Raw genomic sequence first — 26,728 nt, 5'->3', positions numbered from 1 at the left:
CGCTATTGAATGAAGTGCTTCCGCTGCGCCGACCAGTCCGCGGGGAATGGTTTCAGTAACGATTTCAGCTCAAGTGTTTTGCTTTGCCGACCATCCAAGATCGACTGGATCAGATCCGGAGCGAGTAAAGTAAGGCGGAGCACTCGGCAGACGTAGGACTCGTTAACTGCCTCGCGTTTGGAAAGCTCTGCGGCCGAAGCATAATGTCCAATCTCAATAAGTCGGCGCCATCGGTGCGCCTTCGCCAGAGCAGTAATCAGGCTGTTGCTTGGTCGTGATCGAGGAGCGGTCCAGGCCTCCACGCCGGCAGGGACTACAATTTGCTTCCTGCCGCCGCTCTGCCGGAAATCGACCGGGATGCTAACGACTAGCTCGCGTCCATCGCGGCTGAGCCGCACATTCTGTTTGAGTTTGGCTGTCACGCGGCCTCCGCGATTGTCCCGTTGCCCTTCAGGTCCGCGACAAGCGAAGCGAAGCCATCCACCCGAAGGTGCAAATCCACCTTTGCAGCGCCGACGACCACCTTGGCGGTAATCAGATGGAGGATGCGGGATTGCTCAGCTGGGAATAACTCGCCCCACACCTGGTCAAAATCGACGAGGGCATCGCGGACCCATCGCTCGGTGGCCCCGGGCATGTGGACACGCATTTGCTTCCAGGTCGCGACAATCAGCTCGGGCGAAGCGAGTACGCGCCGGACTTGGTCGACGACAATCTCCTCGATCTCGCCTGCAGGGACGCGGAAGGCTGCGCTGGATGCAGCCGCGCCTTTGATGGTCTGCTGGCTGACGTAATAGCGGTACAGCTTGCCACGGCGGCGGGTATGAGTGGGAGACATTGCAACGCCAGCGGGATCGAAAATCAGGCCCTTGAGCAGGGCAGGGGTCTGCGCCCGGTGCTTTGCGGCACGCTTGCGAGGGCTCTCCTGCAGGATGGAGTGCACTTGGTCCCAAAGCTTGCGTTCGATGATCGCATCGTGCTCGCCGGGATACGCGGTACCCTTGTGTACGGCATCTCCAATGTAGGTCCGGTTGTTGAGCATCTTGTAGAGGACGCCCTTGTCGATGGCCTGGCCGTAGCGATTGCGGACGTCCTTCTGCTTGAGCTCTCGGGCGAGGAGGGTGGCAGAACCGAGGGTCACGAACCTGCGGAAGATCCACCGGACAGTCTCCGCGTCCTGCTCATTGATCACCAGCTTCCGATTTTTGACCTCGTAGCCGAATGGGGCCCAACCGCCCATCCACATGCCCTTCTTGCGAGAAGCCGCGAACTTGTCGCGAATGCGCTCGCCGGTGACCTCGCGCTCGAACTGTGCAAAGGACAGCAAGATGTTGAGCGTCAGCCTTCCCATCGACGTCGTGGTGTTGAAGGCCTGTGTGACGGAGACAAAGGTGACCGTGCGTCGGTCGAACGCTTCCACCAGCTTGGAAAAATCCATCAGTGACCGCGACAGGCGGTCGATCTTGTAGACGACGACCACGTCGACTTTGCCCGCCTCTATGTCGACCAGGAGGCGCTTGAGGGCGGGGTGTCAATCGGCGTTTGACTGGGACCCCCTATCGGCATCCAAAATGGACCCCTTTGATCGGCGTGCTCTGCTGGTAGCGCTCGGGTCGTCGGAGCTGGTCGGGGTTGCGGAGACGGCGCGAGCGCGGGTTGTTTGAACATCGTCGCGGCTTTTGAATCGCCAGCTGTCGTTGCCGGTCTCGACGATGTCGCAGTGATGGGTCAATCGGTCGAGTAGCGCGGCGGTCATTTTGGCATCGCCGAACACGCTCGGCCATTCGCCGAACGCAAGATTGGTGGTCACGATGACGGAGGCGCGCTCATAGAGCCGGCTGACGAGATGGAACAGAAGCTGGCCACCGGACTGGGCGAAGGGCAAATAGCCGAGTTCATCCAGCACGATGAAGTTCATCCGGGTCAGATGCTCGGCGAGCCGTCCTTGCCGTCCGTTGCGGGTCTCGGTCTCGAGGCGATTGACGAGGTCGACGACGTTGAAGAAGCGGCCGCGGGCACCGGATCGGATGCAGCTTCTTGCAATTGCAATGGCCAGGTGGGTTTTGCCGGTGCCAGTGCCGCCAACCAGCACGACGTTGCGTTGCTGGGCGATGAAGCCGCCGCCAGCGAGATCATTGACGAGAGTCTGATTGATCGGCGTGCCGTCGAACTGAAAGTCGGCGATGTCCTTGGCAAGCGGCAGCTTGGCAATGGTGAGCTGATATTTGATCGACCTGGCTTGCTTCTCGTTGATCTCGGCGTTGAGCAGATCGCCGACAATGCGCTGAGGTTCGTGCTGGCGCTTGACGGCAGTTGCCATGATCTCGTCGAAGGCAGCCTTCATGCCGTAGAGCTTGAGTTCGCCCATGAGGTCGAAGATTTGGGTTCGTTCCATCAGATGGTCCTCCGGAGGTTGTCGTAGCGGGCACAATCGGCGATCGGTGCATGACGGAGCGTCAGTGCGGCCGGTGTCATGATGTTGGCCGGTGGGGCGGGTTCACGTTGACGGGCCAGGATGTTGAGCACCACATCGGCGGAATGGACGCTGTGACTGAGCGCTTCGGCACAGGCCGCTTCCACCGCGGGCAGACCGTCAGTCAGCACCGCGTTGAGGATATCGACCATCTGCCGATTGCCATCGTCGGTGCTGGCAAGCTTGCGCCGGATCCGCTCGATCGCGGCCGGCAACACCCAGTCTTTGAAGGGAGCACCGTTGCGCAAGGCGCCGGGTTTGCGGGCGAGCACCGGCACATAATGCCAGGGGTCGTAAACGGTATCGCCGCGCCCAAAGGATCGCGGGTGCTCGGCAACGATGCGTCCATCCTGACGGATCACGATGCGATCGGCATAGGCTTGAACCTCGACCGGTCGTCCGACTGCGCTGGCTGCGACCGAGTATTTGTTGTTGTCGAAGCGCACCAGGCAGGTCTTCGAGACCGATGCCGTCACCGCATGGAAGCCGTCGAAGCGGCCGGCATAGGGAACGAGTTTGGGGCGTTCGGCTTCGAACACGTCCCAGATCGTCTGATCGACTAGCTCCGGATGGCGATGAGCCTTGGCGTAGGCGATGCATTTGTCGAGCAGCCAAGCGTTTAATTCCTCGAGGTTTTTGAACCGCAGCCGCGGCGTGAAGAAGCGTTCCCTGACCAGCCCGACCTGGTTCTCGACCTGCCCCTTCTCCCAGCCCGACGCTGGCGTGCAGGCGACCGGATCGACCAGATAGTGGCTGCACATCTGCAGGAAGCGACGATTGTAGAGACGCCCTTTGCCGACGAAGATCGTCTCTACGGCGGTCTTCATGTTGTCGTAGATGCCGCGGGTGCAGGTGCCTTTGAACAAGGCGAACGCCCGGTCGTGGGCGTCGAACACCATCTCCTGCGTCTCCCGCGGATAGGCCCGCACGAACAGCATGCGGCTGTGACAGAGCCGGACATGGGCGGCCTTCACCATTACCGTGGTGCCGCTCAACAGGACCACCTCGTGGCTCCAGTCGAACTGGTAGGCTTCGCCTGGGTCAAAGCTCAGCGGGACATAAGCGGCCGCGGTCGATTGCCCGCGTTCCTTGCTCCAGCGCCTGGCGTATCGACGAACCGCATCATAGCCGCCGGCATAACCCAGGCCGCGAAGCTCCTCGAATAGCCGGATCAGTGTCAGCCGTTCCCGCGCCGCCTTGCTCTCATTCCCTGCCAGCAACCGATCAAGCTCGGCACTCCAGGCACCCATCTTCGGGAGCGGCTGCGTCTCGCGCTCGTACCGGAACTCCGTCGCTTGAGAACGAATGACCTTGCGAACCACCTTCCGCGATACGCCAAGTTCTCGGCAGATCGCCTTGATCGGACGACCATCAACAAAGTAGGCGCGACGGATCTTACCAATCGTCTCCACCACCAGCATCCCAACCTCGGCTTCCATGACTCGATGGAAGCCACTGTGGACCCTTATCCCGGGGTCCCGATTGGATGCCGATCACCCCGAAAACGGGGTCCTTATTCCATGCCGAAACACACCAATTCGGCGATTGCCTCACTCGGAGGATGGTCTCGCTTCCATCTTCGGGGCCTTTCGGAACGTTCTAGCGATGGCGTGGCGCTTCGCTGGCTGCCTTCCTACGAAGACGAAAATGCCGGCGAGTTTGTTGAACTGTCCTCGCGCATAGCCGACCAGATGGACGAGGTTGTCGGCACGCTGCAAAAGGTGTTTGGCGACGGTCAGGTCGCTGACCGCGGCGGTGCTCAAAACTATGAAGACCGATTTCTCGGCCCGGTGAAGAACAGGTTCATTCGGGAGGCCTTCGATGTGTTCGACGCCTATCACCCTGGAAGCGCGAGCTCGTCGGACGGCTCGCCGTTTTTCTGCTTCGTACACAAGGTCTTTGAGTTTGCAACCGGCGAGCATGACGAAGACAAGATGGCCCTTGGATATAAGCTGCGAGAGCTCATTAGCGCGCTGCACGGCTATAGCCGGGCAAAGGCTGAATATTGGACCATTGAGCTGATGCTCGACGCCGGCGACCAAAGCGACCCAACCAGGGACGATCTCAAAAGGCGCCAAAGGAAAGCGAAGAGGCAGATGGAGCTGCACGAAAGGAAGCTCGTCCCAGCCCTCGGTCAAAAAGGCCTACCTCCTCAAAAAACCGGCAAGTAGGCCGCGTGCTCGAATCATCCGGGTAACGGCCTTCTTCGACCTCGTTTTCGAGGTGGAAGGAGTGCACGATGAATAGCCGGGAACGGGGGCGGGTTGGACAGCCCGGCAGGATAAAGGCCGCGGCGCTGGCGTACGCTGCCAGGGGCTGGCCGGTCTTCCCGTGTCATCCCGAGACTAAGCAGCCGCTCGTCAAGGGAGACGCTGATCCGGCCACTGGCAAAGCCATCCCAGGGTCTGGGGGTCTCAAGAAGGCGACCAAAGACAAGGCGCAGATCGAAGCTTGGTGGCGAAAATATCCTGCCGCGATGATCGGGGTGCCGACTGGCGCGCCCATTGGCGCCTTCGTGGTCGATATCGACGCCGGAACGGATAGCAAGACAGGCGAGATCTATGACGCGGCGGAAATCCTCGGTCGCCTCGAAGCCACGCTGGGCTGCCCACTGCCGCCGACACGGGTCTGCCGCACCCCGCGTGGTGGTTTGCATCTGTACTTTCGATTGCCGGAGGGCGGCGGAGCGATGCTGCGCAATCGTGCCGGCATCTTGAAGCGCATCGATGTGAGAGGGGACGGCGGATATGTCGTTGTTCCTCCTTCACTTCGATCAGACGGCGCCGATTATATTTGGCAAGGCGAGGAGGATGCCGCCGTGGCCTGCGCTCCCGCCGAACTCCTGCGCTTCTTGGCGATAACACCTCGACGCGAGAGTTCGCCCCAGACCGCCGGCGCATCGGCTAAAGAAACCTACGGGCTAAAAGCACTTGCCGATGAAATCAGCGCCTTGCGAAACGCGGCTGATGGCACTCGCAATGATACGCTATTTCATAGCTCCATAAAGCTGGCGCAACTTGCAGCCTCGGGACATCTTGATGAGCTTTTGGCCCGCGCCTCCCTGGAAGCGGTCGCTCGGCAATGGCCAAACATTGAAAAGTCAAAAACGACAATCGCCTCCGGCTTTGCGCGCGGTCTCGCGGAACCGAGGTCAGTCCCGGCGCGCGCGGCCAAAAGCCGTCCTGCTGAGCAGGTCGCCCACGTCGCGCAAGCGGCACCGAATATCGCCGCCTCTGTCCTTGAGCGCCTCGGATTGGATGAGGATCATCAAATCCTGCTCGACAGAGAACTGGCTCAGTGTCCCCTTACGGATCTAGGTAATGCCGAACGCTTTGCCCGCCGGATGCAGGATCGGCTCATGGCGGTGCCGACGCGAGGGTGGTTTCAGTGGGACGGCTGCCGATGGACGATGAACGGCGCAGAGGACGCGGCGCGAATTGCGGCTCAGTACGTGGCGCGATCCATCCAGCGCGAGGCGGATGCGCTGTGCGGGAGCGATGAAGATGCAGTCGTTGAAGTTCGATCTCCCGGCGCCAAATGCGAGCGCGAAATCAGGCTGTCCGACAAGTTGAGGGATTGGGGCAGAGAAACAGAAAACGATCGGCATTTGACCGCATTGCGCAAGCAGGCCGGGCCGATGATGGCGGTCGACCAGGCGCGGCTCGATGCCGATCCCATGAAGATCAACACAAAGAACGGGACTCTTAAGGTCAATCGCAACTGCGCAGACGAGGATCCGATCAGCTTTTATCCTCATGATCCCGCCGATCTGATCACAAAGGTCATCGATGCCGAATACGAGGCAAGCGCGACGTGTCCGGTGTATGACGCCTTCCTGAAGAAGGTTCAGCCCTCATCTAAAGTGCAGCGGTTCCTACACCAATGGGCGGGACTCGGGCTGACCGGCGACACGTCAGAACAAAAGCTGCTGTTCTTCTGGGGAAAGGGACGCAACGGCAAGACAACGCTGGTGGAGGCGTGGGCGTCGATTTACGGCGACTATGCGTGCTCGCTCGCCGTTGAAACTTTCATGGACAACGGCAGGGGACGGAGCGGAGGCCAGGCGACGCCGGATCTCGCGCTCCTGCCAGGGATCAGGTTCGTTCATACTGATGAGCCGGCGCGCAACGCGCGTTTGTCGGAAAGCCACGTAAAGCTTCTGACCGGAGGCGATACGATCCAAGCCCGTGAGCTGAACAAGGGCTTTTTCAGCTTTAAGCCGCAGTTCAAGTTGACGATGTCGGGCAACTACCGGCCGAAAGTGGACGGTGGTGAGGCGTCTCAGGGGACGTGGCGCCGCCTGATCATGGTCCGCTGGGCAATTACCGTTCCCGAACAAGATGTTGATAGGCAGCTGTCGACGAAGCTCAAGGCGGAGGCTTCGGGCATCTTAAACCGATTGCTTGATGGGCTGCGCGATTGGATGGACCGCGGCCTTCTTGTCCCCGATGAGATCAAGGAGACGACGGAGGAATACCGCAGTGATAGCGACGTTCTCGGTCGCTTCCTCCAAGAATGCACTATGCGGGCGGAGGGGCAGCGTCTGTCCAATGCGGAGCTCCATAACCTGTTTGTAGTTTGGAGCAGGAGGAACGGCGAGCGGCCGTGGACGAAGAAGAGCCTCACCAGCGCGATGAAGGAGCGAGACTACGAGCAATCCCGAGGGGAGGAGCGCTATTGGAAGGACATCGTGGCCACCAAGGCTGTGGCTGACATCGCGGTTGGCGCCCCGGCTGAGGACGATTTGGACGGCGATGAGGCCGAAAACGACAGTTGAAAGTGTCGGGGAATGCGAGAGGTCAGGAAGTGTCGGGGCCCAAAAACACCGAGAAAACTGAGGCTTTCCGACAGTTTCGACACTTTAGACACTTCTTTGCACATAACCCCCTAAGCGCGCGCCCGCGCGCGCAGGAAGGACTAGCTCAGGACACTGAAGTGTCGGAGCGCGCGCAGGTTCGATGTCAACCGGGTGTCAACCTTGTCAACCGTGTCAACCTAACTTTTGGAGTGCTCCGGCTAGCGATACTGAGGGGTGCGAATTACCCGCGGCCGGTCGAGAAGCCAGAAGGACCCATGAAACAAAAGGGATCGACCGCGATGAAGCGATCGGCCCGCTGGATGCCGCAGAATTTGCAAAGGACATTCAAGGAGGGCTGCCTACCAAAGCATGGCCGCACACCCCGGCGACGCACCGGGCCGGTTTTGCATCAACAGCTGACTTGTCGTGAACGCCTGGCATGGTCAGCTTGTGACCGATTTTGTTGCAAAAGTCGGCTGCAATGGATTTGGCCGCTGGGCCTTTCGTTGAGCCGCGCTCTGAAGCGCTGGCCCTGACGTATTTTACGCAACTTCGACGCTACGCTACGCGATGCGCAGAGCCTGAGCCGGTGGCGGTCGTGCGACCAGCGATGCAAATCGCCTCAGATTCTGGGCGATGGCGGCTAGAACAAACTCATCCTGGGCACCTTGCGGGCCGCGCAATCGGAGCCGACCAAGCTTCAGGATGCGCTTCAAGTGTGCGAACCTCATCTCGATCTTCTTGCGCTGACGCCGAGAGAGCTCGAAGCCCTCGGTGCCAGCGAACGACCGGGCAACGTCTCGGGCATGCTCATGGATATCGCGCGGGATCTTGCGTGATGGTTCCTTTGGGCAGCACTGCGGCTTGAGCGGGCATACATCGCAGTCGAGCTTGCTTGCACGATACAGAAGGGTCTTGCCCTCGTGCACGGTACCGCTCGTCCCAAGCCGCTTACCACCCGGGCAGTGGTAAACGTCGCCGATCGGGTCATATCGAAAGTCGCTCCGCGAGAAAGTGCCATCATCCCGCTTCGACTTATCGAACACAGGGATATGTGGCGCGATGCCCTTCTCCTCGACCAGCCAGTTCAGCATTGGAGCCGCTCCGTAAGCGGTATCCCCGACAAGTCGCTCTGGCTTGAGACCGAAGCGCTCCTCGGTCCGTTCGATCATGGTCTTTGCTGCACCGACCTCGGCCTGGCGAATGGCGCGGGAGGCCTCGACATCAACGATGACGCCGAACTTCACGTCGATGAGATAGTTGTCGGAGTACGCGAAGAATGCCGGCCCCTTGTGAGCGCCGGTCCACTGCGCTGCCGGATCGGATGGCGAGACAAATTTCGGGATGACATCGCTGGCGGCTCCCCACGCCGGATCGTCGAGGGTTGCCAAATACTCCTTCACCGCGCGGCTAGACCTGGCCGGATCGCGATCCCTGCGCCAATCGTGACCTGCGATCGAGCGCTGCTTGTTCGCGTCGGCCGCAATCAGGCTCGCATCGACTGCAAATCCTTCGCCACCAACCAGACCGGCGGCAATGCATGTCTCGACAATCCGTTCGAACACGCGGCGGAGAACATCTCCATCGCGGAAGCGCTCGTTGCGGGCGCGCGAGAACGCCGAATGATCCGGGACAGCGTCCTCGATACCGAGCTTACAGAACCAGCGATAGGCGAGGTTCACCTGCACTTCACGGCAGATCAGCCGTTCCGAGCGGATCGCAAAGACATACCCCACGACCAGCATCCGGATCATCAGTTCCGGATCAATCGACGGGCGCCCCATCGACGAATAGTGAGATGCTAGTTCACCGCGAAGCCAGGACAGATCGAGAGCAGCATCGATCTTCCGCACCAAATGATCTTCAGGAACCGCGTCGCCAAGACAAAACTCGTAGAACAGTTGACCTTGGTCACTCTTCAGACGGCCCATCATGGATCGACCTCGCCGAGATTCGCGTCAACACAACGGAATCACGCTTCGTGACTTGTCTCAACCGACTTTTGCAACAAAATCGGCCCTTAGCAGAGGTTTCAAAGGCTTCCCGCCAACTCGCGAACAAAGGCCTCGCATGATGCTGAAAAACCTTTCGCCGAGCAATCACCATTCAGTCGCTGCATTTCCGCCGCCAACTCGCAGGCGCGAGGCTGCCGGTTGCATCCCTGCTATTAGCCTTCATGACGATCGAAGCCTCTGCGAAGGACGAGTTCGCATTGAAACTGGACATGTGGCGAATGCGTGCTCACCGGAAAAGAGCCACATACGCCCGGTGAAGAAGGCGTGCGCGACATCAAGCTCCACGAGTAACGGTGGGCGCGAACCCAAGGCAAGCATCGATTTACCGACAAGAAACCACCATCGGGCAGAGGTCAGTGGAGCCGACTTTGCCGCCCGCCACTGAAATTCGGGAAATAGTCGAAGAGTACGCGCCCGATCTACGGGAGATCCTCAGGAAGCTGCGCAAACACCTCAATTGAACGCATTGTCGAGGGTGTCTTTGCGCTACACGCCGTTGACACCACCGGTATCGTGCGCGCAACATTGCTGCGCATCCAGGCCTTGGTCCTGCCAGACAGGACCCTGGTGCTGAGCGGACATTGAGGGGCGTTTATGCCTGCTACTTCGATCGTATATCGCGCACTGGCGGCAGGTACTTCTTCTAAGAACGCTTGCTCGCCAGACAGAAGTCTGTTCCTATCCTGGTGAGAACCTCTTACCAGTCAACATAAGATGAGGGAGAAAATGATGCGTTCGATCCTCCTCGCAGTGCTCGGCGTTACGACCTTCTCCGCAATCATGGCTGTCGAGATACCTGAAGCGAACGCTGTTGTTTATTGTGCCGCGGGTGTTTACCGCGCCGGCTGCGTCGTCCGACCCGTGGGCGCGGCCGTTGTCGCACCAGTAGTCGGAGTGCGAGGTGTTGCACGGCGAACTACGCGCCGGGTAGTCCGCAGGTCCGACATGATGCTCAAGCACGACATCTCCCTTATTGGACACCTCGAAAATGGAATCGGCTTCTATCGCTTCACTTACAACGGCGGCAATAAGGCCTACGTCGGAGTGATGGCTCAGGAAGTGCAGACGATAATACCCGGTGCGGTGCTCCGCGGGAGCGACGGTTACCTACGAGTCTCTTATGACATGGTTGGAGTGAAGTTTCAGACTTACGACCAGTGGACTGCGTCAGGCGCTCAGGTCCCGGCTGGCACACCAGTCGAGCACTAGGGCTGCGACCAAAGCCAGCGCATGAATCGCGCTTGCTGCATCTTGATGTGCGCCCCGCTATTTGGCGGACCCCGACTTCTGGTTGTGGCCCCGTTGCCGCCCTGTGCTCGAAGAGCCGCCGGCTTGCAACAGATGAGCCGACCCAGGTGAAGCAGCCCTGGTAGGGCAGCCTTTGACCCATAACGGACTTCTCTTTGAACTCGATAGCGGCGCTTACGAGCCAGGATCGCCTGGTATCCCGCCACTGCAGACCATCTTTCCCCGACCACGACCATGTCCAACTATGCCGTTGCGGCGAGGTCGTCCGCAACGGCATGCGGGGACGCACCCGTAATTCTACGTAACCAAGTGTTAACACTAATGACACCGGTCGTGCCTCAGGTTTAGCCAGGAGCACCGTCGCTCGCCCCCCAAAATCAGCAATTGCGGACTGGACATCGTAGATGTGCTGAACACAATTTGAGGTACCGATATGATTGGCATGATCCAGAATTTGCGCATTGGAACCAAGATTGGGATCGCTTCGGCTCTGAGCATTCTTCTGGTGGGCCTCATGATCTACGCGCAGATGTCCGGCAATTGGGCCGTTAAAAAAGCTAGTCAGACCGCGACCGAGCAACAGACAATCGCGCTCACTGCTGCCGAGGCGAAGGCGGCCCAGCGCGGTATGCAGATCGGCGTTCGCGACATGCGCCTCGCCAACGGCCCTGAGAATTTCAAAGCGGCCAGCGAGTACCTTGCGGCCCGAGTGACGCGGGCCCACGGATTTGCCGATGCGATGTTGAAGCTGAGCCATTCCTCGGAAAATCGCGGACGCATGGAGAAGCTCAAGGGCGGTATTGGCGAATACGCCAAGGGTGCCCAGCAGATCGCAACGATCAGGACCGAGATCATCGGCATCGAAGCTAAGCGTGCCGCCGGCGGCGAACTGCCGGCTGAGGCTGTTGCAAAGATCGCGAAACTCAACGACGAAGCCGTCCGCGTCGCTCGCGAGGTGACTTTGCCCATCGCGAATGAAGTTGAGGCCCTTGCCAATAAGATTGTTGAATTTGCAAAGAGCAGCGCGGATGAGGCCAACGCCACTGCGGCAAAGGAAATGGCTTCGGCCGAGCTCCTCTCGCTGACGATAGGACTGTCGGCGGCGTTGCTTTTGATCGCAAGCTGCCTGTTCTCGATTTTTACTATCGCCCGTCCCATGCGCGCATTAAGCCTTTCCATGGAGAAGCTTGCCGAGGGTGATTTCGGAGTGGTGCTGCCCGGCCTCGGCCGTAAGGACGAAGTTGGCCAGGTCGCTGGCGCGGTCGAGAAATTCAAGGTGGTGTCAGCAAAGAAGGCCCAAGCGGAAGCCGAAGCCAAGATCAAGCAAGACCAAGCTGCCGCGCAGCAGCGCAAGGCGGACATGATCAAGCTCGCGGATAGTTTTGAAGGCGCTGTCGGCGAGATCATCGATACCGTGTCTTCGGCCTCGACCGAACTCGAGGCTTCCGCGAGCACGCTCACCTCCACTGCCGAGCGAGCGCAGAAGCTCACCACCATGGTTGCGGCGGCCTCGGAGGAAGCCTCAACTAATGTGCAGTCCGTGGCGTCGGCCACCGAAGAACTGACGTCGTCCGTCAACGAGATCAGCCGCCAAGTGCAGGACTCGGCCCGGATAGCCAGTGACGCCGTCAATCAAGCGCGCACTACCAATGATCGCGTCGGCGAATTGTCGAGGGCCGCCGCGCGCATCGGCGACGTCGTAGAACTGATCAATACCATAGCCGGCCAGACCAATCTGCTGGCTCTCAATGCCACCATCGAGGCCGCGCGTGCCGGTGAAGCCGGTCGCGGGTTCGCAGTCGTGGCGTCGGAGGTTAAAGCCCTGGCCGAGCAGACCGCAAAGGCGACCGGCGAGATCGGTCAGCAGATCACCGGTATTCAAGCGGCGACCCAGGAATCGGTGAGCGCCATCAAGGAAATCAGCGGCACCATCGAGCGGCTGTCGGAGATTTCGTCGACCATTGCCGCGGCGGTGGAAGAGCAGGGCGCGGCGACGCAGGAGATTTCCCGCAATGTCCAGCAGGCGGCGCAAGGCACCCAGCAGGTCTCCTCCAACATCATGGATGTGCAGCGGGGAGCCAGCGAGACCGGGTCGGCTTCCTCGCAAGTTTTATCTGCTGCGCAATTACTCTCCGGTGATTCTAATCGTCTCAAGCTAGAGGTTGGCAAGTTTCTTAGCACAGTGAGGGCTGCGTAACCCTGAAGCGGGGTACCTGCCAAGAACGGCATGAGCGCGATATGCAGGCTCGCCCGCCCAAAACTGTGCGCCGCCTTCATGGGCCAGGATAATCTCTCGACCGGCGCAAATAGCCGCCTTGGCTCGCTAGTTCGCGCCCGTGGTCGTCTGGGCTATTTGGCCCGCGATGTCGGCAACTGGCCGATTTTGTTGCAAAAGTCGGCTGCAATGGATTTGGCCGCTGGGCCTTTCGTTGAGCCGCGCTCTGAAGCGCTGGCCCTGACGCATTTTACGCAACTTCGACGCTACGCTACGCGATGCGCAGAGCCTGAGCCGGTGGCGGTCGTGCGACCAGCGATGCAAATCGCCTCAGATTCTGGGCGATGGCGGCTAGAACAAACTCATCCTGGGCACCTTGCGGGCCGCGCAATCGGAGCCGACCAAGCTTCAGGATGCGCTTCAAGTGTGCGAACCTCATCTCGATCTTCTTGCGCTGACGCCGAGAGAGCTCGAAGCCCTCGGTGCCAGCGAACGACCGGGCAACGTCTCGGGCATGCTCATGGATATCGCGCGGGATCTTGCGTGATGGTTCCTTTGGGCAGCACTGCGGCTTGAGCGGGCATACATCGCAGTCGAGCTTGCTTGCACGATACAGAAGGGTCTTGCCCTCGTGCACGGTACCGCTCGTCCCAAGCCGCTTACCACCCGGGCAGTGGTAAACGTCGCCGATCGGGTCATATCGAAAGTCGCTCCGCGAGAAAGTGCCATCATCCCGCTTCGACTTATCGAACACAGGGATATGTGGCGCGATGCCCTTCTCCTCGACCAGCCAGTTCAGCATTGGAGCCGCTCCGTAAGCGGTATCCCCGACAAGTCGCTCTGGCTTGAGACCGAAGCGCTCCTCGGTCCGTTCGATCATGGTCTTTGCTGCACCGACCTCGGCCTGGCGAATGGCGCGGGAGGCCTCGACATCAACGATGACGCCGAACTTCACGTCGATGAGATAGTTGTCGGAGTACGCGAAGAATGCCGGCCCCTTGTGAGCGCCGGTCCACTGCGCTGCCGGATCGGATGGCGAGACAAATTTCGGGATGACATCGCTGGCGGCTCCCCACGCCGGATCGTCGAGGGTTGCCAAATACTCCTTCACCGCGCGGCTAGACCTGGCCGGATCGCGATCCCTGCGCCAATCGTGACCTGCGATCGAGCGCTGCTTGTTCGCGTCGGCCGCAATCAGGCTCGCATCGACTGCAAATCCTTCGCCACCAACCAGACCGGCGGCAATGCATGTCTCGACAATCCGTTCGAACACGCGGCGGAGAACATCTCCATCGCGGAAGCGCTCGTTGCGGGCGCGCGAGAACGCCGAATGATCCGGGACAGCGTCCTCGATACCGAGCTTACAGAACCAGCGATAGGCGAGGTTCACCTGCACTTCACGGCAGATCAGCCGTTCCGAGCGGATCGCAAAGACATACCCCACGACCAGCATCCGGATCATCAGTTCCGGATCAATCGACGGGCGCCCCATCGACGAATAGTGAGATGCTAGTTCACCGCGAAGCCAGGACAGATCGAGAGCAGCATCGATCTTCCGCACCAAATGATCTTCAGGAACCGCGTCGCCAAGACAAAACTCGTAGAACAGTTGACCTTGGTCACTCTTCAGACGGCCCATCATGGATCGACCTCGCCGAGATTCGCGTCAACACAACGGAATCACGCTTCGTGACTTGTCTCAACCGACTTTTGCAACAAAATCGGCCCGAAGCCGGCATCGCAGGTGCTGGGCCATAACGTCCCCTCGTAGTGGAAGAGCAGACCAAAGGGTGCGAGTCTAGGAGCGGTGGCCGTCGCGCGTCCGAGTGCTGGACAAACTGCCCAGCCTCCCACGCTTATTTATAGGTATTGCTGCGCTATCCGGCATTGTGAAGGACCCACAGGGCACAATCGACACGAGCACAGTCCTGTGGTACAAGCAATGGAGTTGGTGCAGCAGTAAATAAGCGTTTTTGTTGTGGTTTGATGGATCGGTCCCAATCCTTCCTTCTGCGCCTGAGACGTCAGCCTGTCGGTTTTTGCATAGACCTCCGCCCGAACTGAGCACATGCTGGAGAAGGAGATCTCTAGCGAGCGACCTCGAACGGGCAGGGTGCCATCATGCCAATTTCAATCTCGGTGCTGATTGTGGGCTCACAGCTGCTTGTCCCCGTAGCTGACACCGTGCCGAAATTCGACGTTGCCCGCAGTTGCAAGCTCGACCTAGCTGCGACGGCTGGGCTCAGCGTAGGTCAGTCGCTCAAGAGCTGCGTCAATGATGAGCAAAAGGCACGGCGGCAGCTCGGCTCCCTATGGTCAAAAATGCCGGGGCTGCAAAAGGAGAGCTGCGTCGGGCAGGAGGCCGTCGGTGGGACCCCAAGCTACGTCAGCTTGCTGACATGTCTTCAGATGGATCAGTGGGCTCGTCAGCCATAATGCATACTCATGCTGACGTCTGGCGCTGGGCTGAGCAACGGCATCAAGCGAAATGATCTAGCTCGCCCAGCGCAATCCGCACTTCCCGCGCAAAATCAACAAGTGCTACCCCGAACGCGGCAAGTGCAACCATGAAAAGAATAGCCACTCCGTGCTCGTGGCGGATCTCAAGGAAAGCGCTCGCAAACGCGACCATCACAAGGACGGTCACGGCGATACTGCCGGTTACTGCCCAGAAGATCGCCCGGTTCAGCATCGCTGCTCGACGCATGAGCCGCGGAAGATCCATCTTCAGCCGGGACCTGCCCGTGTCTTCGTCGGCGATGCCGTTCAAGAGGATTGTTCTATCGATGATCCTATTCAAGCGGGAAATCAGGACAGAAATGAAGGCGGCCAGCGCTCCAAGAAGGAACGCTGGCGCTGCCGATTGGGAGATGACATGCGATAGCTGGCTGACCGTCGGTGTATCTGGGGACATTGCACTCAGTCAGTTATCTGCGCGAGGGACCAACCCTGCTACGAAACCCGCTTTATGCCAGGTGGCTGCCATGTTCCCTGTCCAGCCGGCAGGATCGATGGGGGGTTCGGGTCTGGCCAATACAGGCGCATCACGAGATAGATCTTGTCATCGGGTGCCGGGAGCCAATTTGCTTCCTTGTCCGTACCGGGACTGTCTTTCTGGATGTACAGCGTCACTGAGCCGTCCGCCTCCTTTCTCATCCCCGGCAACATCGGGGAGTTGATTAGATAGCGGTTGATCGGGTTCTTGACCAAGAGCTGGCTCTTGCCGTCGTACATGGTAACGGACCAAAACGCATTCACTGGCGGCAACTGGCCGGGCGCGAATGTGAGTGTGTACTTGTGCTTGCCATCGAGCGCGTCACCGGTCGCATCCGTTCGGGTATACGGGTACATGGCTTCTACGGCATCGTTGCCATAGATACCGCCCTTGGCAGCGCCGGCCCGCATCAGCCAGTCGCCGTTGAAGAATGCCTCGTCGCCAAAGAACGAGCCGACGCTCCAGCCGTTGATGGTTTTATTTCCGGTAGCCAGCCATTTATCGACCTTGTCGTCGCCCTGCTTCATACCCACCAGGATTTCGGCTTTGTGTTCGAGCGAGAGATCCTTGAACACGAAGGTCTTTCCGGGACCAATGCCAATCCTCGCTAGTTTTGCGCGTATCGCCTTGTCCTTGGGCGTCTCTGGGACGAACTGCAGGGCCGCGTCGAGATATTGGAAGAAGTTATCCTTAATCCCGGCCGTGGTGGCGGGGAGGAAATCAATCTTCGGTGCAGGGGGCGGGGTTGGCTGTTTGAGGAAACCAGAAAGCGGCTGCGCCTTGTAGCCGGACTGAATTTTCTCGACGTTCGGCATGTCGCCGGGATTGAAGAGTTGGGTGCGGATAACCGCGAGCGTGAACGGCGTCGTCGATCGGAAGACCTTCTTGATTCCGCTCGGCGTTCCGCCTTTCCAGTCAGGGCCGACTACCAAATAGTCGCCTGCCTCCGTCCCCGTGGCGCGCGTGCCGATGTAGCCGTAATTGTAGGTGTTGCCGTCGATTAGCATGACCGCGTAGTAGCGGTCCCTTTCGATCGCCGGCACCGAGACAACCACGGGTTCCGCGCGCAAATCCAGCCACAGCACCGAGTAGGGGGTGTCGCTGTTCGGCGTAATAACAGCAGTATCCTCTGGGGTAGCGACGTGATGCAGATTTTTGATTTCGTTGAACGGCGCTTTGAACTGCCCTGAATTTCTGTCCACGGCATACTCTTGCATTACCGCGTAGTTCATTACGATCGGCAGGCCGTAGATGAAGCCTTCTTCGGCGATGTCCTTGGCCTCCAATAGATGGGGCCAGTCGGCTTTGTTCTGTGCCTCTGCAGGGGCAGACTTCACGATCGGGGCGACGATTACGGCTACCGCAGCGGAGCGAAGCAGGTCGCGTTTCGTTAACATGTGAACATTCCCTAAAATGTATTCGGGCTTTGGTGTCAGCCTCGAGGAACTTGACCGCAATCCTACCGGCTGCATGGCTGCGGCGACTATGCAAAAACGGTCATCTCCTTTGTTTGTGAGCACCGCTGCGGCTGACAATCGGCAAAACCAGAGCACAAGGCGCGGAAAATCCCCCCGAAGAGCATCTCTCTGACGTCCGATTTGCATAGACGAACAATCTCGCGTGTTCGTATCAAGGATGTGGACGTAGTTCGCTGGGCTTGAGGGCTATGCCGACTCTCGTCACCGACCTGCCGCGATGGCTCCGGATCGTCGTTGTCGGGGTTGCAACTACTGCCATCATTGGCGGCGGCTGGTTCATTTATCGCCATTTTACCAGACCGGTGATTCTAACGGTCGCAACGGGATCGTCTGACGGTGAAGCGCAACTGCTCACCTCCACGATCTCGGCCCGGCTAACTGCATCAGGCGCTCTTGTCCGACTTAAAGTCGTCAATGCAGGCACGTCCGCGGAGGCCGCCGATATGCTGACTAGGGGCAGAGCGGACCTTGCTGTGATTCGTGCCGATACAGGCGGCCTTTCAGACGCGCGAAGCGTGCTTCTTGTGACCCACGGTGTGGTTCTCATCGTGGCTTCGTCAACTGTGAGCGCCGAAGGTCTGGGCGATCTGCACAACACAACAATTGGCGTGATCGGAGGACAGGCTAATCGGACGGTCGTCGAAGCCCTGAAGCAAGTCTATCAGTTCGATCGTGCCAAGGTGAGCTTCCAGAACGTTTTCGTTGCGGAGGCGGCGGCCGCGCTGTCGTCGGGAAAGGTTCACGCCCTGCTTGCTGTCGTTCCTCTGACCGAGAACTACCTGGCGAAAATCCGAGAGATGTTTCAGCAGAATGGTGCCAAGGCATCGGCTCCGAAGCCGATTGAAATCGAATCGGCCGGGGCGGTCGCCAACGTTGCGCAATACTATGAGAGCTACGACATTCCAAAGGGAACCTTGCGCGGAGCTCCGCCGGTACCGCCAGATGATCTCACTTCGCTGCGAGTCTCTTTCTGTCTGTCGCCACCAAATCCGTCGATGCGGACACGATAACAGACCTGACGCAATCGTTGGTGGATGTTCGCCGGGATCTGCTGTCGCAATATCCAATCTTAGCCCAAGCCGGCGCGCCCAGTACCGATGCTAATGCGCTAATTCCAATCCATCCGGGGGTCGCCACCTACTACAACGGCAACCAGCAAAGCTTCCTCGATAAATACGATGACAGGCTCTATTATTTACCGTTACTGCTTGGGTCCCTGATTTCGATCGTCGTAGCGGCCTGGCGCTTCGCCGGCTCGGGCGTTGAATCCAAAAGCATGCTTGAACCGCTGTACGAACTCGGCCGCGAGATCAAGGGTGCCGATAGCGAGGCTGAATTGCAGGAGATCGAAAAGAAGATTGACGATATCCTGAAAGTTGAGCTCGCCAGGAATGCAAACGGCGAGGGGGCCGATAATGCCGATGTTGCCGCTCTGAGTTTAGCGGCTCATAGACTGCAATATCTGATGGGTCATCGCCGAACTCTGCTTCGCGAGGCACCGGCAGTTGAAGAGTTTACAAAGGCCAAATAAGTGCCAAGCTCTTAGTTGTAAAACCCTACACGGAGATGTGTTCTGTTGAGATGCTATCGGGCAAAGGGTTGGGTGGTCCTCCTGACTAGCGAGCTGCGGGTCGAAATTGCATAGTCATGGCAACACCGACTTTCTAGGGTAGGGCTCTCAGAGCTCAGTCGGGAAGTCTGCCATGATCAAGACTTGTATCGTTCCGGCATTGACTGCGCTCGCATTCTTGTCCGCTTCTCCAGCATCCGCGCAGACCCCGCCAGGAACAAATGTTGGATCGCTGACCTGCAAATTGGCCCCGTCTATCGGCCTGATCTTCGGGTCTCGACAGCGAATGGCCTGCCGCTTCACGCCGAACGGTCCCTACCAACCGGAAGCATATGTCGGCGTCATGAATACGATCGGTCTTGACATCGGCATCACTGGCGGCGGCGTGATGGCATGGGGAGTATTCGCTCCTTCTTCCGGGCCGATGCCGGGTAGACTCGCGGGCACCTATGTTGGAGGCAGCGGGGCAATAGGCGTCGGTGTAGGCGTCGGCGCCAACCTTCTATTCGGCGGGAGTGGCCGCTCGATCGCACTCCAACCGCTCTCGGTAGAAGGGTCGGTCGGAATCAATATCTCGCTTGGGGTCTCCGGCCTCACGCTGGCGTCCGCGCAATGAAGAGTTGGCTGTCATAACCGTAGGTTCGCCTGGTCCGCGAGTCGCGTTCAGCAACCCCTTCGCTCCAGCTAGTCTTTAGAGGATGTTCGATGAAGATCAAAATGCAGCCCTTGGCCGCGCTCGGATTCGCTGTGATTTACTCGATTCTGGGGAGTGGATCCGCGACGGCAGAGGGGGAGATCGGCAAAACGATTGTAGAAAAGCTCACCGCAAAGGTTGCGCAGCTTCAGGGCGCATGCGGACGCGACATTAAGCAATACTGTAAGACCGTGACCCCGGGGGAGGGGCGCGTGATCTATTGCCTGCAAGCCCATGAGGACAAAATTAGTCCCAAGTGCACCTACGAGCTCGAGGAAACAGCGTCGACCGTGCAAATTGCGGCAGATACTCTGAAGGAAGCTGTGATCGCATGTAAGTCGGAGATCAACGGTATCTGCGGCAAGACTGTGCCGGGCCAAGGCCGTATCGCAGCCTGTTTGATGACAAACAAATCCACGGCCTCGAAGGACTGTGTGGATGCCATCCAAAGAGTCGAAGCTCTTGCGGCAGCCAAATAATGCCTGCTGCTCCGGCGTGTCCACGGGGTAAATCGAGTTGACACAGTCGAGGATCATCTCCGCGGCATCGATGGGCTTGACTGTGCTTGTTCTCGCAGCCTGTGCTGGACGTCCCTCACAAGGCGTCATGATACCGACCGCCACCGTCGCCGGAACGTCGATCGTTCCTATCTTTGTCGCCACAACACGACAGCGTTCAGCAACAGACCCCGGCGAAATGTTCAGCGGGGAGCGTGCCGCCACGGTCTCCTACGCTGCCGTCACGGTATCGATACCGGCGGATGCGTTTCGAAAAATTGGAGAAGTGCAGTGGCCGACGACGCTTCCTGGAGATCCACGCACCAACTTCATGACGGTGTCAGCTGACTACATCGAGAAACAAACCTTCGCCGCTTCGATCGCTGCATTCGCCAAAAAGTCGGGCCGGAGCAAAGTCCTGGTCTTGTGCATGGCTTCAATAATCGTTTCGACGATTCGGTGTACCGGTTTGCGCAAATCGTTCATGATTCGAAGACGCCCGTCATCCCCGTGCTGTTTACTTGGCCATCTCGCGGCGAATTGCGGTTGCGCGCTTATACATATGACCGGGAAAGTGCGAATTACTCTCGCGATGCACTTGAAGGCTTGCTCGGCTCGCTAACGGCCCATCCTGCCGTCACCGAGGTTTCCCTGTTGGCCCACTCGATGGGAAATTGGGTGGCGCTGGAAGCTTTGCGCGGGCGATCGATACGCCGAGAGCTTGCTGCTGCTCGCTTGAAACCGGACAAATTAAAGAATGTCCTGCTCGTGGCCCCGGACGTCGATGTCGATGTCTTCCGCGCACAGATCCAACGCATGGGATCGGCACGACCGCAGATTGGCTTGTTCGTATCGCAGGATGATGAGGCACTTGGTCTCTCCAAGACACTCTGGGGTGATGTGCCGCGACTGGGGGACATCGATCCGAAGCTGGAGCCATATCGAAGTGAACTTGCTCGAGACAGAATAGTCACATTCGACCTGACAACTCTTGCCCAAGCTGGAGACGATGCTCACGATCGGGCATTCGAGGACGTTACTTCGGTCATGGGGATGATCAAACAGCGTTTGAGTGAAGGACAGTCGCTGGCCGACCAGCGTTCCGGCGCCGCGAACCCGTTGGGGCTGATCACAGATGGGGCTGCTACGACGGGCAAATAGATGCAGCGAGAGGTCGCAGAGTTCAGTGTGGGATCTGCCCAATGGCCTAGCTGCCGGTAAGAGACCAGGAAAACAGCGCATCCTTCATCTGAATCAATACGGGCGGAGAGACCATTTCGGCACGCTAATCAGCCTTGTCTCCGTTCCGAACGAGCTTGGCAATCCATATCTCTCCATCCGTGCTGTAGGGGTCACCTTCACCATTGCGTCCATTCAGGGTCGGGCCCACTCCCTTCATCTGGTAAATGGCAGTGAGCATAGGAGCATCGTTGAGCGAGTCGATTGGCCTGTCTCGCTCGTTGTCGATGTCTGGAGCGATGCGATGCGTCACCTTGCCGGTATCGCGGCTGAGCGTGACTCCGTCGTCGAAAGTGACGGCTCCGAACCAGACTGGTCTATCCTCGCTGCCATTTTCCAGGGTTGTCCATAGCCGGACATGCTGACGACAGTCGGCGCTGATCCCGTCGGGCTTTTCAAGGCTAGATCCTGTTGGCAGCCTTCAAAGAACAGCGGACCGACTGGCGCATCTTTGTAAGAGCGATCGAGTAACACACTCCCGACAATCCCCAAACTGGTTCGCAACGAGATGGGATCGGCAGAATTCCAAGCGGCAGCGTGAAAGGCGCGGACAGTCCTGGCAACTTCCGATGAGGCCGACGTTGATAGGGCCTCCGGGTATTCCTTGTGCGGTCGCGGGCAACATCGCTCGCTTTGCGAGCCCCGGCTCTCGCTCGATCCGCGACCATGTCGCGGGCAGAACGAGGTGAGTGAGTGTCACGTAAAAGAGATCTTTGCGATTTAGAAGCAGGACAATCGGACGTTTGCGGCCCTTAGAGCCAATATTCATTGAAACCGTCATGCATGCAGGAAGTCCAGTCGTGGCGCTGTACAGCGAATCTCAAGCGAGGCTTGGCGATCCGCCAAAGACTCCTATTTTGTCACCATTCGCCGGGTCGGCGCCACGGTGCTGACAGGCGCCATGGGCGAGATCGAGAATGTCAGCCAGGTGTTCCACCCAGCCGGCCGATTCTCCGCGGCGAACTCGCCGTATGCCTTCAGATTGAAGTAACCCTGCATGCCTCCCACCGGGAAGAGATACCCGACTTGGGGACCGATTCCGAGGACACGAGAGCGGAACCCGCCGAGGATCGGATGCTGACCGGAATCGTCCGTGATCTGTTGATAGGCATATCCGACAAGGCCCACAAATACCTGCTTCGAAAGGAACTGGGACGCGCCCCAGTCGACGTGGAAATCGACCCCGTTCTGATATTGCGTGTCCTGGTTCTTGAAATTGTAAGTCAGCCCGCCAACGACGGAAAATTCGTGGCCGGTAGCCGGATTGAAATAGGTGTAGCCGCCGCCACCATCGATAGCACCATGACCGATGCCAAGGTTGGAGAGGCGGCTGGAATCGTAGGCCCCAACTGGAATGTCTCCAGTGACGTAGGTCATGAAATTATGTACGCCGGCATTCCATTTCAGGGTCGCTTGCGGATACAGGTCTCCGACTGATGTAAGTGAATCCGAGATGCTTCCTGTGCGGGTTGTGACCAGCGGACCGATTGCGGTGGTGAGCGTCCCGTCCAAGCTGGTGCTTGCTCGGCCGAATATGCCCGTGATGCCGATCGCGAGTTGCCCCCCTAGCACCGGCGTGGCGAACGTGTAGGTAGGGTTGAGCAGGACCAAGTCGGCCTGCGCGTTTAGATGCAGATTCAAATTGGCGTTGACCGCCGCGGGAAATCTGCCGATCTGAATCTCTCTGGCTGCGGCCGCGGCACCGAATGCCGAGACCGACGTATGATAGTAGACCTCCGCCATGGACCATCCGGGCACCTGAGGCGTGGCTGCGAGGCTGCTGAACCGGCCCGGCAGCCAGTATGAAACTCCGCCTTCGTCGGCGTAGGCTGGAACAGATGCAGACCCGAACATCGTCACAGCCAAGCCAAAGCCGGCGAGCAAGACCCGCCGACTGATTTTTCGTTCGGATGTCTTGCGTGTCATCTCTAATCCCCCGAGAACTGGACTGTGTCAGTCGAGCGATTGAATGTCTCGACACAAATCGGCGCTATGCAAAATCGGCCCAAGCTGATGCAGGAAAGTCACGCCGACCTACAATCCAAGTTGAAGACTGGATCTATGTCGGCAGCACCTTTGACAGAAAGCCTACCGAGAGACGCCTGATGCAGCGTCTTCGAGGGACTTTCGCCGAACAGTTTGCGATATTCGACGGAAAAGCGCCCCAGCTCCGCAAAACCAAAGCCAGTTGCGATTTCCGTTACAGTTACGAGCTGGCCGTCTGCTGACAACAGGGCGCGTCGAGCCTCGGACAATCGCAACATCCGGAGATGCCGGCATGGTGGGATGCCACGGACCTTATGGAAGGCTTTGCGCAGCGTTCGCTCGCTGACCGCAAGCGCGCTACAAACGGCCGAAATGTTAAGCGGTTCGTCCGGCTCTGAAAGCGCAAGGGTTTCCGCCTGCACCACAAGATCGTAGCAGGCCCGGTTTGTCGGCTTGGATAGCATTCCCGGCACCCTTGCAGCCCCCCGATGCATCGCCATCGAAAAAACCCCCGACCGTGAGCCGAACAACGGGCTCTTTGGAGGAAAGACAACACTCCGGACGTCCCGGGGGTATTGTCCTTGGGGGCAAAACCAAGTTGGAGGATCTTGTGCGGACTCGGTGTAAGCGGGACGTCTCTATGAATTGGCGCCGGGGGAGGGCGCCGCCAGCAATCCGACGCGCTCCGCAACAGAAACGGCCTGTGCAAATGATTGAACCTGCAGCTTTTGCATAACCGCTTGCCGATGGGCCTTGACGGTTCGCTCGGACGTACCCAGTACGTGGGCAATCTGCTTGTTTAATTTGCCGCGCACCATCAAGGAAAAAACTTCGCTTTCCCTGGCCGTCAATGTCTCGACCAGGGATTTAAGCGACTTTTGCTGACTTTGGCTCTCGCGCATACACTCGGAGCGAACGAGCGCCCGCTCAATTGCCGGAAGCAACGTGTCCTTGGCGACGGGTTTTGCGAGAAAGTCTTCGGCGCCGGCCTTGATAGCGCGTACGCTGGTCGGAATATCCCCATGCGCGGTCATGAAGATAATGGGCCAATCCGGGGACAATTTGGCAAGCTCTTCCTGCAACTGCAATCCGTTCAGAGAGGGCATCTGGACATCGAGGAGGAGGCAGCCCGGCTTGGCCTCCTTGATGTTTTGCAGGAAGAAGGCAGCGGTCTCGTAGTCAGCGACTTGATAACCCGCGATTTTGAGCAGGCGAGAAATCGCGCTACGGAATGATGGGTCGTCGTCCACGACATGAACCACCGGGCCGCTGCTCATACGGTTTTTCGCTTTCTCAAGGACCGCCGGACAAATCCGAAAAGTCTTCGATGCTGCAGCCGTGTCAACCGCGATCTGCGGCGGCTGAACCTCAGTGAGACAATGCGGAATGAGCATAGCTCGGCCCGGGCTGAGCGGTCAACTCAGCGTTGTGCACCGCGGCGCCGGTCACTTTGCCGCAGGCAGCGCTATCCCGACGCCGTGCGGCTAAAGATAGGCAGTATAGGCACTGACCCAGACCAGAATCGAGGCGAGGAGACCGATCACGCCCGCTTTCTCAGAAAATGCTGTGGCCGTGCCTGACATTCCGAGACGCAGCGAGTCTCGGCTCATCTCGTCGGGTATGGAAATGACCGCCGGAAACGCCGATGCACCCCCGAGTGCGTTAGTGCGTGCCAGCGTGCCGGAAACAGAAATTTGCCCCTGGCCCACTCCTTTGGGAATGGCGGCAATTCTTGCGTGATAAATTCGTCCGGGATCATTGTCGAACACGATATCAATGTGAGTGCCGGGCTTGATGGTTTGGAAGCCGTTCTGCGAGAACATCCCGACAATTGTAATCTCATTTTCCACGATGAACGACATTGCGGATTGCAGCTGCTTGGCCCGGTCACCCACCGTCAGAGCCACCGCGGTCACATAACCATCCGCCGGTGCACGGACGGTCGTCTGCGATAGCTCCCAGTTCGCATTCTCCAATTGAGTCTCAATTTGCGCGACGGTCGTGTTGACGCCGCCGATCTCGGATTCCATGGCAAGCTTCGCGCTCTGCTGCGTTGCTTTCGCGGCATTGACTTGCGCGGTCACCGTTTCGAACTGGACCTGGGTGTCTTGCTCCTTGAACTCGGTGTTTGCCCCCTCTGTCGAGAGCGTCTGGATGTCGGCGAGGCGTTTCGTATTGTACTTTAGCTGTGCGGAAAGGCCCGCTACGTTCGCCGTAGCCTGATCATAGTTGGATTTTAAGATCTGCACCTGCTGCCGTGCTCCGGCAAGGGACGCTTGAAGCTGCTTCACGGTGTACTGGAACGGGGTCGGATCGATTTGAAACAGCACGTCACCAGCCTTCACCGGCAGGTTCGGCTTGACCGGAATGGCGATGACCTGGCCAGTTACATTCGGGGTCACCTCGACAACCTTGCCCGCCACCGTAACCTTTCCTGCCGGAGTAAGAAAATTGAAGAGTGCCATAAATGTCGCGAGGATGAACGCGCCGACAAGCGTCGCGACTGTGCCTGAGGCCCAGTCCCAGCGCACGAGCTTGAACCTCGAGAATACCGCCCACAACGCTACAACATAGAGGCATAGGATAATGACCACGGTGAGCCTCCCGTCGTTGGTTGATGCCAAATCTATTCTGCACAACGTTCAATGGCCGAACTATGCAAAAACGACGCGGCCTTCTCTTCTTGCTAAGCACCCCGCGACATTTCAAAACTGGTCGTTTTTGCATAGCGGGATGCTGCTTGGGCCTTCCATAGTTGGCAACGAACGTGATGCTGAGCGACGACGTCGCGATAACTCACCGAAATCCGACAGGAGAGATGGACATGATGCGCGCGAGACTGAGACTGATCGCAGGACTGATGGCCGCAGCGGTAGCAATAGGGGGCGCGGACGTAAGCTTCGCTCAGAATGCCCCAGCGTCGTCTGCCATGAAGACCATCGGCACTCCTTCCGCTCCGGCCAAACCCGAAATAGTCCCGTCATTGTTCGTGTTCAATTCGCGTGGGGCAACTCTGCAGGGGGACACCCTGATCCTGACAGGTGTAACCCCCAGCTCCATCATCTTTGCCGATCGCCCGGTGCGATCCGCAGGTCATCAGCCGACGGCGGACGTTATTGCGGAATGGGGATCGGGCGATGACAGCTTTGCCAAGAATCCTCCCAACGCGACTTTGTCTGTGTTCGGCAAGGATGGCGCGGTGAAGGACGCGGTGCTGGTACTGAAGAACCCGAAGCTCGATGGCGACAAGCTGACATTTGCGGTTCAGACCCTTGAAGGGGATATCGCCGGTGCGGATGGCGGGGCGGCTCTGTTCATTGACATCATCGGCCGGCCGTTCACGCCGATGTCTTTTGCCGGTGTCGCGCGGCGTTCGGCATTCCGGGGCGCGATGTATGCTGGCGCAGCTGGTGCGGCGGCGTATGGTGCGGCTGCTTATTACCATCCATATGCCTACGCCCGTCCGGTCTGTGGCTACTACCCGTATCCGCCCTGCTATTGAGATGACGACGGGAGGCGC

21 protein-coding genes and 1 pseudogene are annotated in these 26,728 nt (G+C 58.8%); 10 read left to right on the top strand and 12 right to left on the bottom strand.

Annotation, left to right across the window (positions count from 1 at the left end):
• Positions 1-2: 2 nt before the first annotated feature.
• The 4 genes and pseudogenes from IVB24_RS01025 to istA all read right to left on the bottom strand — a co-directional run.
• Positions 3-422, bottom strand: a complete 420-nt coding sequence (locus tag IVB24_RS01025) for a hypothetical protein (protein ID WP_247771782.1) — start codon at positions 420-422, stop codon at positions 3-5.
• Positions 419-1,480, bottom strand: coding sequence for a recombinase family protein (locus IVB24_RS01020; RefSeq protein ID WP_346771354.1), 1,062 nt, complete (start codon positions 1,478-1,480; stop codon positions 419-421). Before IVB24_RS01020 ends, IVB24_RS01025 begins: the two co-directional genes overlap by 4 nt.
• 51 nt (positions 1,481-1,531) lie before the next feature.
• On the bottom strand, positions 1,532-2,395 hold the full coding sequence (istB, locus tag IVB24_RS01015; RefSeq protein ID WP_346771335.1) for an IS21-like element helper ATPase IstB: 864 nt from the start codon (positions 2,393-2,395) through the stop codon (positions 1,532-1,534).
• An 8-nt stretch (positions 2,396-2,403) separates the two neighbouring features.
• A pseudogene (gene istA, locus IVB24_RS01010) lies at positions 2,404-3,894 on the bottom strand (IS21 family transposase); the annotation flags it as partial.
• A gap of 99 nt (positions 3,895-3,993) precedes the next feature.
• On the opposite strand from istA, the gene IVB24_RS01005 reads away from it, so the two are divergent.
• Positions 3,994-4,644 carry a hypothetical protein gene (locus tag IVB24_RS01005; RefSeq protein ID WP_247771781.1) on the top strand — a complete coding sequence of 217 codons (651 nt, stop codon included), beginning with the start codon at positions 3,994-3,996 and terminating at the stop codon, positions 4,642-4,644.
• Positions 4,645-4,712: 68 nt separating this feature from the next.
• Positions 4,713-7,250 carry a phage/plasmid primase, P4 family gene (locus IVB24_RS01000; RefSeq protein ID WP_247771780.1) on the top strand — a complete coding sequence of 846 codons (2,538 nt, stop codon included), beginning with the start codon at positions 4,713-4,715 and terminating at the stop codon, positions 7,248-7,250.
• A 584-nt stretch (positions 7,251-7,834) separates the two neighbouring features.
• Here the strand turns inward: IVB24_RS01000 and IVB24_RS00995 are convergent.
• Entirely contained in the window at positions 7,835-9,205 is a 1,371-nt protein-coding gene (locus IVB24_RS00995; protein ID WP_247771006.1) for a transposase, read from the bottom strand.
• 807 nt (positions 9,206-10,012) lie between these two features.
• Here IVB24_RS00995 and IVB24_RS40145 point away from each other — a divergent pair.
• Positions 10,013-10,495, top strand: coding sequence for a tail fiber domain-containing protein (locus tag IVB24_RS40145; RefSeq protein WP_346771353.1), 483 nt, complete (start codon positions 10,013-10,015; stop codon positions 10,493-10,495).
• A 472-nt stretch (positions 10,496-10,967) separates the two neighbouring features.
• Positions 10,968-12,731: a HAMP domain-containing methyl-accepting chemotaxis protein gene (locus IVB24_RS00985; protein ID WP_247771779.1), complete on the top strand. Its 1,764-nt coding sequence runs from the start codon at positions 10,968-10,970 to the stop codon at positions 12,729-12,731.
• Positions 12,732-13,020: 289 nt separating this feature from the next.
• Here IVB24_RS00985 and IVB24_RS00980 read toward each other — a convergent pair whose 3' ends face one another.
• The 3 genes from IVB24_RS00980 to IVB24_RS00970 all read right to left on the bottom strand — a co-directional run bounded on the left by IVB24_RS00980 (position 13,021) and on the right by IVB24_RS00970 (position 17,141).
• A complete protein-coding gene (locus IVB24_RS00980; RefSeq protein WP_247771006.1) occupies positions 13,021-14,391 on the bottom strand; it encodes a transposase in 1,371 nt (456 codons plus the stop codon).
• Between the two features lie 837 nt (positions 14,392-15,228).
• A complete protein-coding gene (locus IVB24_RS00975) occupies positions 15,229-15,663 on the bottom strand; it encodes a DUF2721 domain-containing protein (protein WP_247771778.1) in 435 nt (144 codons plus the stop codon).
• 38 nt (positions 15,664-15,701) lie between these two features.
• Complete coding sequence (locus tag IVB24_RS00970) at positions 15,702-17,141, bottom strand: DUF1254 domain-containing protein (protein ID WP_247771777.1); 1,440 nt, start codon at positions 17,139-17,141, stop codon at positions 15,702-15,704.
• A 269-nt stretch (positions 17,142-17,410) separates the two neighbouring features.
• Between IVB24_RS00970 and IVB24_RS00965 the strand changes: the two genes are divergently transcribed.
• The 5 genes from IVB24_RS00965 to IVB24_RS00945 all read left to right on the top strand — a co-directional run bounded on the left by IVB24_RS00965 (position 17,411) and on the right by IVB24_RS00945 (position 21,144).
• Complete coding sequence (locus tag IVB24_RS00965) at positions 17,411-18,232, top strand: ABC transporter substrate-binding protein (RefSeq protein WP_247771776.1); 822 nt, start codon at positions 17,411-17,413, stop codon at positions 18,230-18,232.
• A 17-nt stretch (positions 18,233-18,249) separates the two neighbouring features.
• Positions 18,250-18,753, top strand: a complete 504-nt coding sequence (locus tag IVB24_RS00960) for a hypothetical protein (RefSeq protein WP_247771775.1) — start codon at positions 18,250-18,252, stop codon at positions 18,751-18,753.
• 172 nt (positions 18,754-18,925) lie between these two features.
• On the top strand, positions 18,926-19,408 hold the full coding sequence (locus IVB24_RS00955; RefSeq protein WP_247771774.1) for a DUF992 domain-containing protein: 483 nt from the start codon (positions 18,926-18,928) through the stop codon (positions 19,406-19,408).
• An 89-nt stretch (positions 19,409-19,497) separates the two neighbouring features.
• A complete protein-coding gene (locus tag IVB24_RS00950) occupies positions 19,498-19,965 on the top strand; it encodes a cysteine rich repeat-containing protein (protein WP_247771773.1) in 468 nt (155 codons plus the stop codon).
• A 444-nt stretch (positions 19,966-20,409) separates the two neighbouring features.
• On the top strand, positions 20,410-21,144 hold the full coding sequence (locus tag IVB24_RS00945) for an alpha/beta fold hydrolase (protein WP_247771772.1): 735 nt from the start codon (positions 20,410-20,412) through the stop codon (positions 21,142-21,144).
• 930 nt (positions 21,145-22,074) lie between these two features.
• Here the strand turns inward: IVB24_RS00945 and IVB24_RS00940 are convergent.
• From IVB24_RS00940 to IVB24_RS00925, 4 genes are all read right to left on the bottom strand, one after another.
• On the bottom strand, positions 22,075-23,076 hold the full coding sequence (locus IVB24_RS00940) for a transporter (protein WP_247774265.1): 1,002 nt from the start codon (positions 23,074-23,076) through the stop codon (positions 22,075-22,077).
• Positions 23,077-23,246: 170 nt separating this feature from the next.
• Positions 23,247-23,672, bottom strand: a complete 426-nt coding sequence (locus IVB24_RS00935; RefSeq protein ID WP_247771771.1) for a helix-turn-helix domain-containing protein — start codon at positions 23,670-23,672, stop codon at positions 23,247-23,249.
• A gap of 174 nt (positions 23,673-23,846) precedes the next feature.
• Positions 23,847-24,485, bottom strand: a complete 639-nt coding sequence (locus IVB24_RS00930; RefSeq protein ID WP_247774264.1) for a response regulator — start codon at positions 24,483-24,485, stop codon at positions 23,847-23,849.
• 207 nt (positions 24,486-24,692) lie between these two features.
• Positions 24,693-25,802 (bottom strand): HlyD family secretion protein, encoded by a 1,110-nt coding sequence (locus tag IVB24_RS00925; protein WP_247771770.1) that lies wholly within the window; start codon positions 25,800-25,802, stop codon positions 24,693-24,695.
• Positions 25,803-26,035: 233 nt separating this feature from the next.
• Here IVB24_RS00925 and IVB24_RS00920 point away from each other — a divergent pair, with 233 nt between their 5' ends.
• Complete coding sequence (locus IVB24_RS00920; protein ID WP_247774263.1) at positions 26,036-26,710, top strand: hypothetical protein; 675 nt, start codon at positions 26,036-26,038, stop codon at positions 26,708-26,710.
• Positions 26,711-26,728 lie beyond the last annotated feature (18 nt).

Origin of the sequence: Bradyrhizobium sp. 192 (genome assembly GCF_023100965.1) — a bacterium.
Lineage (GTDB): Bacteria > Pseudomonadota > Alphaproteobacteria > Rhizobiales > Xanthobacteraceae > Bradyrhizobium > Bradyrhizobium symbiodeficiens.
Note: the sequence above shows the minus strand (reverse complement) of the source record. Positions and strands in the feature narration are given on the sequence as shown.